The sequence below is a fragment of the Bradyrhizobium sp. genome, from assembly GCF_019244115.1.
GTDB lineage: Bacteria > Pseudomonadota > Alphaproteobacteria > Rhizobiales > Xanthobacteraceae > Bradyrhizobium.
Genome location: NZ_JAFATE010000697.1, coordinates 1 through 13908, shown reverse-complemented (window position 1 = coordinate 13908; position 13908 = coordinate 1). Strand labels below are relative to the sequence as shown.

Below are 13908 nucleotides of genomic sequence, written 5' to 3'. Positions count from 1 at the left end.
TGCCCCCGCAACCACCGATACCGACACTCCCGTGAGCCTCGCTCCGGGGGTGTTCGTTTTTGGAGTCCTTCCAATGGGTTGCCGATCAACCCAGTTCAGGATCGTGCCGAGATCGCCATAGAGCATGGCGTCGATCTCGCCCTTGTTCGGACCTGGAGTGAGCACGATCCTATCGATCAATCCGCGCAGCGCCTCCGCGGCTTCGGCTCGTTCCTGCGGCCGGTTGAGCGCTTCCGTCAGCCGTCCGACCTTCTTGGCGTAGATCGACGACGCGCTGGGCAGCAGGTCGGGCACGTCATGGGGCACATGGGTGAGCAGAGCGGTTAGTTCCGCCTTGCGGTCTTCCAGACTATTCATGGCGTCCTTCATGCTCGGCTGATACATGCCCTCCTTGATCGCCTCGATGATGCCGCCAATCTGTTTCTCAATCTTGGCAAGCTCCGCTCTCCATCCGGCGCCATTTGAACGACGCTCGCGATTCAAGCGGTTGGTTTCCTCCGCGTAAGCTTGCATCGCCTCGGCTGCGACTTGCGGCGCCATCAATCGGTCCTTCAGACCCGCAAGCACTCGGTGCTCCAGCTCATTGCGCGGAATCGTTCGACTGTTCGAGCACGAACCGTTGCTAGCGTGGCTGGAGCAAGCGAAGCGGTCGCCGGTGCGAAGTGAGTAGGTGCCACCACAGCAGCCACACGAGATCAGCCCCGACAGAAGCGACTTCGGTCGCCGCCCACCGTTCAGGAGGTTTTTCTTGTGGTGCTTCCGGACAGCTTCGGTCAGGTTGGCATGCTTCTCCGCGATGGCTTCGTGGCGCGCTCTTACGGCCTGCCAGAGTTCATCCTCGATGATGCGCAGGTGAGGAACCTCGGACACGATCCATTCGGATTCCGCGTTCAATCGCGACACGCGCTTACCGGTAGACGGATCCTTGACGTAGCGCAGACGGTTCCAGATCAGGCGGCCGACATAAAGCTCATTGTTGACGATGCCTGTTCCGCGCTTCACGTGGCCGCGGATCGTCGTGTCGTTCCAGCGCTTGCCTTCGGGCCCTGCGATACTTTCGTCGTTCAGCGCCTTGGCAATGGCACGAGGAGCAACCCCGGCCGCGAAGTCGCGGAAGATGCGTCGAACGACGCCGGCCTCGTATGCGTCAATCTCGCGGTCACCACGGATCGGGTCGCCTCGCTCGCTCAGCTTCTTCACCACCTTGTAGCCGTAGCAAAGGCCGCCCCCTGACTTACCTTGCTCGACGCGGCCGCGCACGCCGCGATGCGTCTTGGCAGCAAGATCTTTCAGGAACAGCGCGTTCATCGTGCCCTTGAGGCCGACATGCAGCTCGGAAATCTCGCCCTCGGCCAGCGTGACGATCGGCACCCCGGCGAACTTCAGGTGCTTGAATAAGGTGGCTATATCGGCTTGGTCTCGGCTGATCCGATCCAGCGCTTCGGCCAGCACGACATCGAATTGCCTCGCCTGCGCGTCCCGAAGGAGCGTCTGGATGCCCGGCCGGAGGATCATGCTGGCGCCCGAAATCCCCGCGTCCTTGTAGGTGGCGACAATCCTCCATTTCTCCCGCTTCGCCTGCTCACGGCAGATACGCAGCTGATCCTCGATCGATGCATCACGCTGATTGTCGGACGAGTAACGAGCATAGAGCCCAACGCGAGTCATTGACGTCTTCCTTCTTATTCCTCGCAATCAACGGCGCACTGCTCGGCTGTTATTCTGCAGAGGTAATTGGCCTTGATCTGCGCGGACAAGCCCGGCTGAACGTTCCTGGCTTTCCAGGGATCGGAGTCAAGCCCAGCGTTCGGCCGTTCGTCAACAATTTACTCCGAAACGATTACACAACTCGGCGCATCATCGAGGCCAATCGCCCGCTTGACCTTCGGCTGAGTCTCGATGCCGACGTGCCGCTTCTATGAGGCAAGTCGCGCGCGGTCCGTTTCTGATGGCCCGGCAGTTGCCTCACCAGACCCCGGACAGCCTAGCGGATCACGAGGCCCGGGATCGAGAAGCGCGACGCAGCCGTCTCATTTGAGCAGGTCGTCGAATGGCGTATGTTCGGGATCCATTTCCGCGGGAACGCCAAGGACAACTAAAGGACCTCACCTGTTCTTTCACTCAGGTCGGCTCCTTGTCCTTGTTTGCCGGGTTTCTCCTTCAACGCGTCCTTTTTCGAAACGCTCGCGGGCGATCTGCTTCCCGACGAGACGAGCGAGGCGTAGTACGGACTCGTTGATGGGGCCCTTGCCATTAGCGGAGTCGACCGCAGGCCGCAGCGCGTCGATCTGAATTTTTTTGGCTTTGAGGGTCATGCTTCAGGCTCGAACCGCAGTCTGTTGCCGCCCAGTCGAAACCGAAACGTCGCCGAAAGAAAAGCGGTACGGAGCGCGCGTGCGTCCATTGAGTAGCCGGGCGTAGAAATGGGATGGGAGGCGCGGGTGCTGGACCGGTCCGGCCTGGATTTCGGTATCCCTGTTCCACAGGGGTCCGGGCAGGCGCGCCGTATACGCTATTGCGGGGTTGGCAGAAAATCGAACCTGCAGCCGGACCGCTATGAGCGGTAGGGAAAAGATCAGGATCGTTGGTTTCTTCTACTTTCGTTGGCGATGGATCGCGTTCGTCGCACCTCGGCACCATCGTTTCTGGTGCGAAACTGGTGCGGTGAAAGGCGCGTTCATTGTGAAACGGACGGGGCAGGGCAGGTTCCGGTTCTTGTTGGCAAGGGAATGCCTGGGCGGCATCGATACACGATCTCGGCGTTACGGGCGGCCGGGAGTTGACTGTAAATCAGCCGCCTCATGGCTTCGCAGGTTCGAGTCCTGCCTCCCCCACCATTGAAGTAGCTGGATAGTTTCTTAATTTCCTTCAGTTCAGAATGGTTTCTGTTTTACAGGGTAAGGTTCAGGGTAACGAACGCCGGTTCGGGAAACGAATGAATTGTCAGCTGAAGGATTGTTTCCTTCACCGCCCTCTCAAGGCTGAAACAGGGGTTCGATTCCCTGTTTTCGCGATTTCCCCAAATTCTCAGATGTGGTTTGGGAGTTTCGTTCTTTCGATGTTCGTTGAGCTTCGCTACGGCGCGCTTGCCACCGCGTCTGGGATCGGCTTCGCGTGTACCTCTCTGCCTCAGCCAGAGTGGTGTGCCCGAGGGCGGCCATGATCTCGTGCGCCGTGCATCCCGCATCGGCCATCAGGCGTCCGAGTGTCTTGCGCAACCCGTGGGGTTGGCAGCCGAGCGGTAGGCCGGCGGCGGTGATCGCGTCCCCGCATGAAACGGCTGAAGCCGTCCACCGTGAAGGGCTTGCTGTACTCGGTGTTGATGACGGTCACGTGCTTGCGTGGCGTCGCCTCGAGGGTGTTCCGCAAGTCTTCGGCAACCGCCATCTCGACCGGAACGCCGGTCTTGTGGCGCGTATAGGTGGCGTCGTGTCCACCTGGTGCCATGTGAGCAGATGGGTATCACGCGCGCGGTGCCCATGTTGAGCATCAAGGCGTAAGCGGTGCGCTGCTTCGTCCCGATTTGGCCATCGCCGCTCGAACGCCAACTCGCGATCGGTCCAGGCGCGGATCTCCTTGCCCTTCGGCCGCTTGATGCCGAAGGATGGAATAATCCCAAGGTCACAGCCCCGCGTGTGGTCACGGGCCCGATCCTCCTGACTGGACTTGCCAAATGCGCTCATTGCGGCGGGGGATGACGCAGCGGACCGGAACCTCCAGTACGGGGCGCGTCTACGCCTATTACACCTGCGCCAGCCTTGCGCAGAAGGGACCAACGGCCTGCCGGGGGAACACGATCCGAATGGCTTTCCTCGATGATCTGGTTCTGACGGCGCTCAAGGAGAACATGTTTGCGCCCGAACGTCTGGCCGAACTGCTTTCCGCGATTGCCGCCCGGCGCCAGGAGCGCACCGCCGCCGTTGACCGCCGCCTCGCTTCGCTGAAATCTCAGGTCGTCCACGCCGACGATCGCCTCAAGCGGCTATATCGCGGGATTGAGGAAGGCATCGTCGAACTCGACGATCTTCTTCGCGAGCGTATCGTTGAGCTCAAAGCCGACCGCGAGAAGGCTCACGCGGCCTATGACCACGCAGCCTCGCAAGGGCTGCCATCGGCCAGCATCGACCCGGAAAGGACCGCTGCGTTCAGCAAACTCATGAGAGACCTGATCGATAATGGCGAAACGCCCGCGCGCAAGGTATATCTGCGTACGCTGATCGGCGCCATCATCGTCGGTGACAAATCGGTGAAAATCGTCGGCAGCAAGGAGGCCGTCAGAGCGGCTGTTCTCGGCAAATCCAGCCCCCTCCAAAACGTTCGTGGTTTGGGACCGGAAATGGCGCACCCGACACGATTCGAACGTGTGGCCTTCGCCTTAGGACGGAGACGAGGTTAGCGACTTCACACGTTGCACAGATGAGCCAAGGGTGAGTTCGAATTTCCGGCCTGCTGACGCGGGACTCGCGCGGTACGCCAGATCATCCTCCGCGACTCGCGCACGAGCATCGACGAGCGGGGAGCAGCCGCTGCGTTGATCTGTCCGCCGATCGCCAGCGATGCATGTTTCGCTTCCGGACTGGCAGACCGCATTCGCGGCTCACTTCGTGACCGGTCTCACCAGCCCCCGAACTTGTAGTTCACGCCCACTCGCACGACTTCGAGATTGACCTTGGCGTCATTGCGCTGCATGGCGAGCGGAAAGGTGAAGGACTGCGTTCCGAGATCGAGATGCAGATACTCGGCGCGAGCGTTCCAGTTCGGCGCAAAACCCCATTCGACGCCGGCGCCGGTGGCCCAGCCGATCCCGGTCTGCGTGGTGGTTTCGGAGACGGGCGCAACCGCATTGGCCAGGACGCCGGTCACCTGCGTGCGGGTGATCTTCTCGTCCGCCCAGGCAAAGCCGCCGGTGCCGTAAAGCAGGACATTGCTGAGGGCATAGCCGACGCGCCCACGCACCGTGCCGTAGAGGTCGAGCTCGTTGTGATGCTGGTCGGAGCCGAACCGCGTGACGGTCACGACGGTCGTGCCATCGAGGCCCGCGCCGGAAACATCGGCCTCCACGCCTGCGATCCAGTTTGGCGCCAACACGAAGTTGAAGCCGGCCTGAGCGCCGCCGGTGACACTGTTCAGATTGCCGGTTCCGGTGGCAAGCGGCACCGCCACGCCTGTGGCGATATTGTTCGTGGTCACTGTCCGGTGGTCCCACACGGCTCCGACATGTCCCCCGATATAGAAGCCGCTCCAGTCGTATGTCGGCGCCACCATAATCGGCGCCTTAGTCGGCATGGCTTGGGGGAGATCAGCGGCCGACGCGGATGCCAGACTGCCAACGGCCGACGCAACGGCAACGAAGGCGCAAAGGACGTAACGCATATTCGTTTTCGATCTCATTACACTCAGCCAAGAGCATGCTACCGCACTATCGGTGAACCTTCTGTGGCTGGGCGGCCACTGACGAAGGAAACTCGGTTTCCCGCGCAGGTTGTGAATGCTGAGCAAGAGAGGCCGCGCAGTCTGAAAGCGCGCTCGACGGTCACAACCCGAACGATCAAGCTTGAGCATCCGCTCAAGGTGTGCGCAAACACATCTTCTCTTTTGCAGGGCCGGCACAATTGCAATCTAAGTTGCTGTCGGCAGGACCCGATCGACCGCGCGGCACGGGCCGGCCGTCGCCAATTTCCTTCGCTTGCGCCTCGAAAGAGTCCTCGCAGACCCGCCATTCACGCCGTTTGTCGCCAGCGTCTTTCCGGGCGCCGTATGATTACGGGATCGTTCTTATTAACCATAAAGATTTTAGAATTGTTGAGTTCCGTTGATCAGCATCATCAATGGAATTTCGGAAGAATCCCATTTGCTGAACACCAGGAGGTGCGCCTTGCGACAATTGGTCCATGGCTTTTTAGCCGATCGATCGGCCGCAACGGCGATCGAATACGCCTTGATTGCTGGAGGCATCTCCATCGCCATAATTGTGGCTGTTAACAGTCTCGGGACGACGGTCAACAATTTGTTTACCTCCGTGAGCTCGTCGCTGAAGTAGGACGCTGCCAGTCAGGGATCGTAACTTCGCGACCGACGTCACCCAAAATGCACGGGATCTCTTAGGATCGACCCCATGACGGCTCATCGCAGATTTGAACGCCTTCGCGATCTCATCCGTGGGTTCCGCCATGCTCGTGACGGCAACCTGGCGGTGATCTTTGCGCTGGCGACCATTCCCGTCATCGGCGCGATCGGCGCCGCCGTCGACCTGTCGAAGGCAAGCGACGTCAAGACGCAGTTGCAGAGTTCGCTGGATGCCGCGGTGCTGGCAGGCGTAGCGCAGCCGACGTCGAACCAGATTTCGACGGCGAGTAGCGTGTTCAACGGCGATTTCGTTGGCAAGTTTGGGACGGCCGCCACGACCTCTTTCGTGCAAAACGCGGACAAGTCACTGAGCGGCACGGCAAGTTCGAGCGTCAGCACCTCGTTCCTGACCGTCCTCGGCATGTCCTCCATGACCGTGACCGCCGCCGCGACCGCAACCCCCGGCGCTCAGGCGACGACCCCGGTTTGCATCCTGCTCGTCAACACGCTGTATTCGCAGGCCTTGTTGGTCAATTCCGGAGTCCAGCTCAACGCGCCGAGCTGCGAGATTGACGTCCTCTCCACGCAGAGTCCAGCCGCGATCTTCAATTCGACGCTGAATGTCAAGCGGATTTGCATCAAGGGTTCGACCATCATCGAGAACGGCGGCGTTACTCCGCCGGCAGTCACAAATTGCCCCGCCATCAGCGATCCTTTCGCCGGCAAGCTGCCGACGGTGACCCCAGGAACGTGCATCTACCAGAGCCCGTTAAGTGGTAACGTGACGCTCAACCCGGGGACCTATTGCGGCGGAGTTAATTTCAACGGCTCGGGAACGTTGACCCTGAATTCGGGCCTCTATGTCCTCCAAAACGGATCGATGATCCTCAACTCGGGCTGGACCGTCAACGGCACGGGCGTGACATTCTATTTCGCGGACCAGAACTCGTACATCCAGTTCAACAGCAACGTAACCGCAAATCTTTCGGCCCCGACCACCGGCACCTATGCGAACATCCTGATGTTCGAGCCGACAGGTCTTAGCAATACGCAGCTTGCGATCGACGGTACCAGCAGTTCGAGCTTCACCGGTCTGCTCTATCTGCCGAGCCGGGAGGTCACGTTCAATGGAATATCGAACCTTTCGAGCAACAGCGTCACCATGGTGTTCTCGACCTTGATCCTGGATCCGCTGAACTGGACCATTGCGCCTGGTGCGCTATCGATGTCGTCCCCCAACGGCGCTGCTAGCAGCGCCTATCTGTCCAGATGACTTTCGCGCGAGGCTCTGCATCGCTTGCGCCGGCACAGTCAACGCATGCTGGCCCCCAGAGCGCACGAGTGCGGCGACTGTTTTCGCGTCTGAAGTTGGCGCGCTATGTTCTGCTGCGAATACGTCTCGATGCTGTCGAATGTGAGTAAGATTTCACGAAGCCATTAAAGCGCTAGGCCACTACGCATGAGCTCGATGCGTTGAGTGAAATTGCGCAGTAGATTGCCGTTCGCCGCCGAATCCCCCGACAGGAGCTGGTCGAGGACATGCCGGCGCAGCGGAGATTCCGCTGCTGAGATTGACGTTGCGCGCGATCGGCACGCCCACAGCCAGTGCTGTCGTCGTGGTCTGCGAACTTCGTGCCAGTTGCCGCTGCGTTCGACGCCGGCCTAGCAGCCCGTCCTGCTGAAAATGACTGGAGCCACATAGGGCGCTTTGGTCGCCAGCGGGACGTTGGCTGGCAGATCGGCCGCGAAGGCAGATGTTGCCAACGCCAGAAGGCCGGTTGTCGTGAAGAAAAGCTTCTTCGTCACACTAGCCGAAAAACTCAAGCGGCCCGGCCGGAAAACAAGGGCGAGAGGGTCAGCGATGGACCCGCAAGAGCGTGATTGAAAAACAAGGTTCGGCAACGAAGCAGCGCCGATCGAGCAGTGCGAAGCAAATCTTAGGGAAAAGATTCGATTCATTAAATCGGATTCGGTCGAGCCGCAAAGCCGCATATGAGGACGCAGCCTAACCCAAACACGGCATGCTGCGCGAGCATGCGATGCGCGACCTGCGCGAACACCGAGCTGGTCACGCAATAATCCGTCGCGCCCAGGCCTGACGGGCGAGCCGCACGTAGAACTACGGATTCAGGGCCAAAATAACGCTCGCTTCAGCAATTGGTGCGAGGAATCCGCTGCATGGAAGACTGCCGCGTGTGCTTCAGCTGATGTCGCGCGACCGAGGCCAGAATGGTTGTAGATAGACCTAGCTCGATCCCACGACACGCAGTTTCTTCGCTGCCGGAGCCTGATACGCCCGAAAAGCGGCGCGACGGCCGTCGAGTTCGCGCTCGTCGCGGCGCCCTTCATCGCGCTGCTCGAGGCCATCCCGCAGACAATGGTGGTTTTCCGCCCGAAGGCTCCTCGACGAGAGGGTCAGCCAGGCGAGACGAACCATCCGCACCGGCAGGCGCAAAATTTCGGCCTCACGCAATCGCGGTTCACCAGCTGGGTCGGCATCATGACGACGCCGGGCACCGGCACGTCCGGCTCCTCGCTGCAGGCGATCCTGTTCATCGTGACCGACGGTGTGAAGGACAAGAAAGCGACATCCTGCGCGTGTACGATGATCAATCTGTCGGGCTTCTCGCGCTGCATCCAGCCGTTCAACACGACGATGTGCACAGCGATCAAGAGCCCGCAGCATTAAGATCGCGATCCTTTATACCGAATATTACCCGCTCGATACGCGACTTGACCACGCTGTCCAACACCGTCGTCCAACGCGTCGAGGCCCATCTGTTGAATTGAAGGCGTGACATGTTTCGCGATCTCGTGAGCCGTCTCTTTCACCACCGCCAGGGCAATGTCGCCATCACATTCGCTCTCTGCATCGTTCCGATCGTGTTTCTGATCGGCATGGCGCTCGACTACGCCACGGCGGTCGCGCGGCAGCAGCGCCTGAATGCCGCAGCGGATTCCGCGGCGCTCGCGGCGGTCTCACCGTCGTTGATGAGCCAGTCGACCACGCAGGCGCAGACCGTCGCGAACAACGTGTTCTCCGCGCAGGCCTCGGCAGTAGCGGGCGTGACCTTCACCTCGCCCACCGTGAGCATCTCCCAGAACGGCCTTGCCCGCAGCGCAACCGTCGCGTTCACGGCGACCTCGGCCAATCTGTTTCCCAATGTGTTGGGGCAGACGACGTGGCCGCTATCCGGCACCTCGACCGCGAGCGCAGCCACGGCAGCGAATATCGACTTCTACATGATGCTGGACAATTCGCCGTCAATGGCGCTTGCGGCAACCACTGCGGGCATCAATACCATGCTGGCGAACACACCCCAGCAGGAAAACGGCGCCGGCTGCGCCTTCGCCTGTCATCAGTCCAATCCGAACAGCACCGACACTCCGGGCAATCCGACTGGCTGGGACAATTACCGGCTGGCACAGTCGCTCAGTGTGGTGACGCGCATTCAGAACATGGGAACCGCCACCAAAGCGCTCACCAGCTCCGCAACGTCGCTCGCGGCCCAGACCAACACCACGTTCCGGATGGGCGTCTATACGTTCAACACCTCAAACCTCGGTACCACGCTCACCACCGTGCAATCCCTGACCTCGAACCTGTCGCAGGCGGGGACGGCCGCCGCTGGGGTAGACGTGTTGGAGGTCTACACGCAGAACAACCTGACCTCCTCGCTGTATGACGGCGATACCGATACCGACTTCGGATCGGCCATCAACAGCATGAACGGCATCATGACGACGCCGGGAACCGGCGCTTCCGGCAGCGCGCCGAAGGAACTGCTCTTCATCGTCACCGATGGGGTCGAGAGCAAGCAGACCTCGACATGCAGCCAGCCCGTCATCACGCATCACGGCATTACCCGCTGCCTGCAGCCCTTCGACATCTCCCTGTGCTCGACGATCAAGAACCGGGGAATCGATATCGCAATCCTTTATACGCAGTATTATCCGCTACCGACAGACGGCTTCTATAAAAGTTTCGTCGCTCCGTTTCAGAGCAACATCGGACCGAACCTGCAGAGCTGCGCCAGCCCCGGTCTCTATTTCGCCGTCTCGACCGACGACGACATCACGAGCGCGATGAGCATGCTGTTCAGTACGGCGATCCAGGCGATTGAGTCGCATCTGTCGAATTGAGTGGTTGCGCCGGGCCCCTCGGCGCGCACGCCCAGCCCCACAAGCAGCGAAATCGCAGGGGCTTGGAAGAGCGGCAACTTGACCACAAGGCGGTCGCGGTCAAAGAGCTCTGCCAACTTTACTAAGGACTTCGAAGCCAGCCTTCTTCTCGGTAAAGGCGGACGACCAAAGAAGGCAACGACGATGGTGACGGACACAGGTCGTATCAATCGCCATATCGTGCCGCTGATCGGCACTCGTCGCGTCAAGGCCCTCGTCAAGCCGATATCAACAAGGTCCTGAAGGACATCATGGCCGGCAAAAACCCGCGTCAGCGTAAAAACCAAGAAGCTCCGCGGAAAGGCCAACGTGCGCGGGGGTGCTGGCGCGGCCACGCGGACCGTTGGCCTCCTCGGCGGCATCCTCACCTATGCGGTTGAAGCCGGCATTATAGAAGTAATCCGGCCCACGGCATCCGCAAGCCGAAGGACAATGTGCGCTCGCGTCGCCTCTCTGAAGCGGAATGATCACCGCGTAACGTAGGCGATCCCTAGACTGATCGCTCCGAGAACTCCGAGGCCGAGAAGCCAACGCTCATATTTTGCAACCAGTTGCAGAAATTGCTGACCCCAGGACGCCACAAGCAACGCGAGGATGGCAAAATGCAGGGTGCGTCCGATTACGGTTGCAACGTGAAGGTCAAGAGATCCATCGAGGCGACGCCGGCGGCAATGGCGATGAATTTGAAGGGTAACGGCGTGAAGCTCTTGGCGATGATGATCCACAATCCCCAGTCTTCGACCAGCCTCTGGTAGCGCTGAAAATTGTCGGCCTGCCCATACATCTTGACCAGGGTCTCAGCTAGGCTGGCCCAGGCGACATGCCCAATGCCGTAGCCGACCAGAGCTCCGGTGGATGATGCGACCGCGCAAGTTGCGGTCAGCGAGAAGGTCCGATCTGGCTTGAGGAGCAACATTGGGATGAGGAGCAGATCCGGCAGAACAGGAAGAACGGAACTGTCTGCAAAAGCGATTGCCGCAAGCACCGCTACGCCTGATCTGCTGTCTGAGAAGGCCTCGGCGCGGCGCAGCCACACCTCACGATTGTTGGAAAAAAGCAGCATCGTTGGCCTTGGCAGGATTGCCCAATGAGGTATCGCTGAAAGTTGGTGACGGCGGGAATCGGGAAGGCGGCATATCCGTGGGGGTGCTTGACGCCTCCACTTCTCCACCGAAGGAGCGATATGCCGTGTCCAAGGATAACATCATCAAGCTGATTCAGCCAGGAAACGTCGACGACCACCTCACCGAAATCTTGCGCAATGGGGCGCGTGCTCTGCTGGCCCAGGCGGTCGAGGCCGAGGCCGCAGACTTTCAGTGTCTTGCTTAGAGTTCGCCCGGCTCAGCGGCGCTGAGCTTCGAAACGCGACGAGTAAGCGCGCTTGTCGATCGCGTGCGAGAGCGGCAGCGGTACCGCAAAGCAAGACCCCTTCCCCTCGGCGCTTCGACGTCGACGCTGCCGCCGGTCCTTTGTTCGGCGTCGACCAACCCAATCCGCTCTACTACAACTACAGCAAGGGCAGCAGACCCGCTTCCGCCGGTTCTCGTCGATTTCGAGCGGCGCATGTAGGGCGGCAGGATCGACGGAGAGAACCGGATGCGCTCGGGATCGGCGGCGTCCGCATCGCGATCGCGAACACGCGGCTGGCGGACGGCGACCGGACCGATGCCGGTCATCACCTCGCGCTCCGGCAGGTGACAGTGGCGGACGACGCGCTGGTGGCCGTCCGCGGTCTTCAAATCGGCATGCTTGCCGAGAACGTTGCTTGCGATCCTTTACCTGAAGGGGATCTCCACCGGCGACTTCTCCGAGGCTCTGGCGGCGCTGCTCGGCAAGGATGCCGCCGGGTTGTCGGCACCCGCCATCGGCCGCCTGAAGGACGGTTGGCTCGACGAACACACCGCGTGGCAGAAGCGCGATCTGTCGGCCAAGCGTTACGTCTACATCTGGGCCGATGGCATCCATCTCCAGCGCGCCTCGAAGACGAGAAGCATGTGCATCCTGGTGCTGATCGGCGCGACGCCGGAGGGCCGCAAGGAACTGGTCGGCTTCACCGATGGCGCCCGTGAGAGCGCGCACGACTGGCGCGATCTGTTGCTCGATCTGAAGCGGCGCGGGCTCGAGGTGTCGCCGCGGCTTACCATCGCTGACGGCGCGCTCGGGTTCTGGAAGGCCGCCGGCGAGATCTGGCCGAAAACGCGCGAGCAGCGTTGCTGGGTGCACAAGAGCGCGAACGTGCTCGCCAAATTGCCGAAGAGCCAGCAGTCCAAAGCCAAACGCGAGTTGCAGGAGATCTGGATGGCCGAAACCAAGGCCGCCGCCGAACTGGCGTTCGACGCGTTCGTGGAGAGCTACGCGCTGAAATACGCGAAGGCGGCGGACTGCCTGAGCCAGCATCGAGACGCGCTACTGGCGTTCTACGACTTTCCGGCCGAGCATTGGAAACACCTGCGGACGACCAATCCCATTGAAAGCACCTTCGCGCTTCGCGAGCGGGGCCCTTCCTTATTCAGGTCGGACCTATTACCATGTCTGGCGGCCGTACCAGTCGTTCACTTCCTTTGCGGCCTGGTCTTTCGCATAGCCATACCGCTGCTGCAGGCGGCCTTCGAGCTGATCCTGCTTGCCATTGATGACATCGAGGTCATCATCCGTGAGCTTGCCCCACTGTTCCTTGACCTTGCCCTTGACCTGCTTCCAGTTACCTTCGACTCGATTCCAATCCATGCGGTTCCTCCTCGCTTAAGGTTTTGATTTAACCGAGAGGCGTTCTACCGGTTCCCTGCCGCGGCATTTGCGCTTTGATCGGCGCAAGCCGCAGAAGCAAGGAACATTGATCATTTGCGCGAGTTTAAGCGGCAGATTGTCCACTCGCATTCCTCCCGGAGCACACCATGGCCGAGAAAGATCTCAACGAGCTGTTCGTCGACACTTTGAAAGACATCTACTACGCAGAGAAGCAGATTTATAAGTCGCTTCCGAAAATGGCCAAAGCCGCCAACTCTGATCAGTTGCGCGCTGCCTTCGAGAAACACCATGACGAAACCGAAGGCCAGATCGAGCGGCTGGAGAAGATCTTCGAGCTGCTGGGCAAGCCCGCCCGCGGCAAGAAGTGTGACGCCATCGAGGGCATTCTCGATGAAGGCAAGGAAATCATGGACGAGTATGCCGACACGTCGGCGCTCGATGCCGGCTTGTTGGCCGCCGCCCAGGCTGTCGAGCACTACGAGATTTCCCGTTACGGCACGCTGAAAACGTGGGCCGGCAAGCTTGGTCACAAGGACGCCGCCAAGCTTCTCGACGAAACACTCGCCGAGGAAAAGAAGACTGATGATGCGCTCTCGAAACTGGCCGTCAGCGCGGTCAACGCCGAAGCGGCTTGAGGGGGCGGTGATGCGAAAATTCATCTTATCGGCCGTGCTTGTCTCAGCATTGAACTCAACCGCCTTTGCACAGTCGGTCGGCGAGCAGACCGGCGTCAACTCGGCTCTTGGCATCGCGCCCAAGACCGAGGATTTCATCAAGGAGGCCGCGACAAGCGATATGCTGGAATTAGGCGCCGCAAAGATCGCCGAGCAGAAGGGCGATCCCGACGAAAAGCAGTTTGCTCATCCAGAGCGGCGCGCCATAGATCGTGGCGCGGTCGTCGCTGGGTTAGTT

14 protein-coding genes and 4 pseudogenes are annotated in these 13908 nt (G+C 60.4%); 10 read left to right on the top strand and 8 right to left on the bottom strand.

Going from position 1 to position 13908, the window contains the following annotated elements:
* The 3 genes from JOZ76_RS30200 to JOZ76_RS30190 all read right to left on the bottom strand — a co-directional run.
* The coding region (locus tag JOZ76_RS30200) for a recombinase family protein (protein ID WP_291704957.1) at nucleotides 1–1668 on the bottom strand (1668 nt) is incomplete at its 3' end.
* A 449-nt stretch (nucleotides 1669–2117) separates the two neighbouring features.
* Complete coding sequence (locus JOZ76_RS30195) at nucleotides 2118–2315, bottom strand: hypothetical protein (protein WP_291704954.1); 198 nt, start codon at nucleotides 2313–2315, stop codon at nucleotides 2118–2120.
* Nucleotides 2316–2975: 660 nt separating this feature from the next.
* Complete coding sequence (locus JOZ76_RS30190) at nucleotides 2976–3260, bottom strand: tyrosine-type recombinase/integrase (protein WP_441300129.1); 285 nt, start codon at nucleotides 3258–3260, stop codon at nucleotides 2976–2978.
* Nucleotides 3261–3802: 542 nt separating this feature from the next.
* Here JOZ76_RS30190 and JOZ76_RS30185 point away from each other — a divergent pair.
* Nucleotides 3803–4396 (top strand): hypothetical protein, encoded by a 594-nt coding sequence (locus tag JOZ76_RS30185; protein ID WP_291704951.1) that lies wholly within the window; start codon nucleotides 3803–3805, stop codon nucleotides 4394–4396.
* Between the two features lie 218 nt (nucleotides 4397–4614).
* Here JOZ76_RS30185 and JOZ76_RS30180 read toward each other — a convergent pair whose 3' ends face one another.
* Nucleotides 4615–5265 carry an outer membrane protein gene (locus tag JOZ76_RS30180; RefSeq protein WP_366112881.1) on the bottom strand — a complete coding sequence of 217 codons (651 nt, stop codon included), beginning with the start codon at nucleotides 5263–5265 and terminating at the stop codon, nucleotides 4615–4617.
* Between the two features lie 547 nt (nucleotides 5266–5812).
* Between JOZ76_RS30180 and JOZ76_RS30175 the strand changes: the two genes are divergently transcribed.
* Entirely contained in the window at nucleotides 5813–6040 is a 228-nt protein-coding gene (locus JOZ76_RS30175; RefSeq protein ID WP_441300128.1) for a Flp family type IVb pilin, read from the top strand.
* 75 nt (nucleotides 6041–6115) lie between these two features.
* Complete coding sequence (locus JOZ76_RS30170) at nucleotides 6116–7339, top strand: TadE/TadG family type IV pilus assembly protein (protein WP_291704948.1); 1224 nt, start codon at nucleotides 6116–6118, stop codon at nucleotides 7337–7339.
* A gap of 972 nt (nucleotides 7340–8311) precedes the next feature.
* On the opposite strand, the gene JOZ76_RS30165 is transcribed toward JOZ76_RS30170, so the two are convergent.
* Complete coding sequence (locus tag JOZ76_RS30165) at nucleotides 8312–8539, bottom strand: hypothetical protein (protein WP_291704946.1); 228 nt, start codon at nucleotides 8537–8539, stop codon at nucleotides 8312–8314.
* A gap of 27 nt (nucleotides 8540–8566) precedes the next feature.
* Here JOZ76_RS30165 and JOZ76_RS30160 point away from each other — a divergent pair, with 27 nt between their 5' ends.
* The 3 genes and pseudogenes from JOZ76_RS30160 to JOZ76_RS30150 form a co-directional block, all read left to right on the top strand.
* Nucleotides 8567–8755, top strand: coding sequence for a hypothetical protein (locus JOZ76_RS30160; RefSeq protein WP_291704944.1), 189 nt, complete (start codon nucleotides 8567–8569; stop codon nucleotides 8753–8755).
* Between the two features lie 110 nt (nucleotides 8756–8865).
* On the top strand, nucleotides 8866–10209 hold the full coding sequence (locus JOZ76_RS30155) for a TadE/TadG family type IV pilus assembly protein (RefSeq protein ID WP_291704942.1): 1344 nt from the start codon (nucleotides 8866–8868) through the stop codon (nucleotides 10207–10209).
* A 65-nt stretch (nucleotides 10210–10274) separates the two neighbouring features.
* Nucleotides 10275–10712 (top strand): annotated as a pseudogene (locus tag JOZ76_RS30150) (integrase); the annotation flags it as partial.
* Nucleotides 10713–10867: 155 nt separating this feature from the next.
* Here the strand turns inward: JOZ76_RS30150 and JOZ76_RS30145 are convergent.
* Nucleotides 10868–11311 carry a YqaA family protein gene (locus JOZ76_RS30145; protein WP_291704941.1) on the bottom strand — a complete coding sequence of 148 codons (444 nt, stop codon included), beginning with the start codon at nucleotides 11309–11311 and terminating at the stop codon, nucleotides 10868–10870.
* Between the two features lie 125 nt (nucleotides 11312–11436).
* Between JOZ76_RS30145 and JOZ76_RS30140 the strand changes: the two genes are divergently transcribed.
* Nucleotides 11437–11577, top strand: a complete 141-nt coding sequence (locus JOZ76_RS30140) for a hypothetical protein (protein WP_291704963.1) — start codon at nucleotides 11437–11439, stop codon at nucleotides 11575–11577.
* A 209-nt stretch (nucleotides 11578–11786) separates the two neighbouring features.
* On the opposite strand, the pseudogene JOZ76_RS30135 reads toward JOZ76_RS30140, so the two are convergent.
* Nucleotides 11787–12014: pseudogene (locus JOZ76_RS30135) on the bottom strand (IS256 family transposase); the annotation flags it as partial.
* Here JOZ76_RS30135 and JOZ76_RS30130 point away from each other — a divergent pair.
* Nucleotides 12007–12732, top strand: a pseudogene (locus JOZ76_RS30130) (IS256 family transposase); the annotation flags it as partial. The pseudogenes JOZ76_RS30135 and JOZ76_RS30130 sit on opposite strands and share 8 nt — an antisense overlap.
* Before the next feature lie 39 nt (nucleotides 12733–12771).
* Here JOZ76_RS30130 and JOZ76_RS30125 read toward each other — a convergent pair.
* Complete coding sequence (locus tag JOZ76_RS30125; protein WP_291704959.1) at nucleotides 12772–12975, bottom strand: CsbD family protein; 204 nt, start codon at nucleotides 12973–12975, stop codon at nucleotides 12772–12774.
* Nucleotides 12976–13142: 167 nt separating this feature from the next.
* On the opposite strand from JOZ76_RS30125, the gene JOZ76_RS30120 reads away from it, so the two are divergent.
* A complete protein-coding gene (locus tag JOZ76_RS30120; protein WP_291704939.1) occupies nucleotides 13143–13631 on the top strand; it encodes a YciE/YciF ferroxidase family protein in 489 nt (162 codons plus the stop codon).
* A gap of 10 nt (nucleotides 13632–13641) precedes the next feature.
* A pseudogene (locus JOZ76_RS30115) lies at nucleotides 13642–13908 on the top strand (DUF4142 domain-containing protein); the annotation flags it as partial.

Coding starts and splice junctions, on each gene's coding strand:
- JOZ76_RS30195 (WP_291704954.1), bottom strand. CDS start 2,315: ATGACCCTCAAAGCCAAAAAAATTCAGATCGACGCGCTGCGGCCTGCG.
- JOZ76_RS30185 (WP_291704951.1), top strand. CDS start 3,803: ATGGCTTTCCTCGATGATCTGGTTCTGACGGCGCTCAAGGAGAACATG.
- JOZ76_RS30180 (WP_366112881.1), bottom strand. CDS start 5,265: ATGGTGGCGCCGACATACGACTGGAGCGGCTTCTATATCGGGGGACAT.
- JOZ76_RS30170 (WP_291704948.1), top strand. CDS start 6,116: ATGACGGCTCATCGCAGATTTGAACGCCTTCGCGATCTCATCCGTGGG.
- JOZ76_RS30160 (WP_291704944.1), top strand. CDS start 8,567: ATGACGACGCCGGGCACCGGCACGTCCGGCTCCTCGCTGCAGGCGATC.
- JOZ76_RS30155 (WP_291704942.1), top strand. CDS start 8,866: ATGTTTCGCGATCTCGTGAGCCGTCTCTTTCACCACCGCCAGGGCAAT.
- JOZ76_RS30145 (WP_291704941.1), bottom strand. CDS start 11,311: ATGCTGCTTTTTTCCAACAATCGTGAGGTGTGGCTGCGCCGCGCCGAG.
- JOZ76_RS30125 (WP_291704959.1), bottom strand. CDS start 12,975: ATGGATTGGAATCGAGTCGAAGGTAACTGGAAGCAGGTCAAGGGCAAG.
- JOZ76_RS30120 (WP_291704939.1), top strand. CDS start 13,143: ATGGCCGAGAAAGATCTCAACGAGCTGTTCGTCGACACTTTGAAAGAC.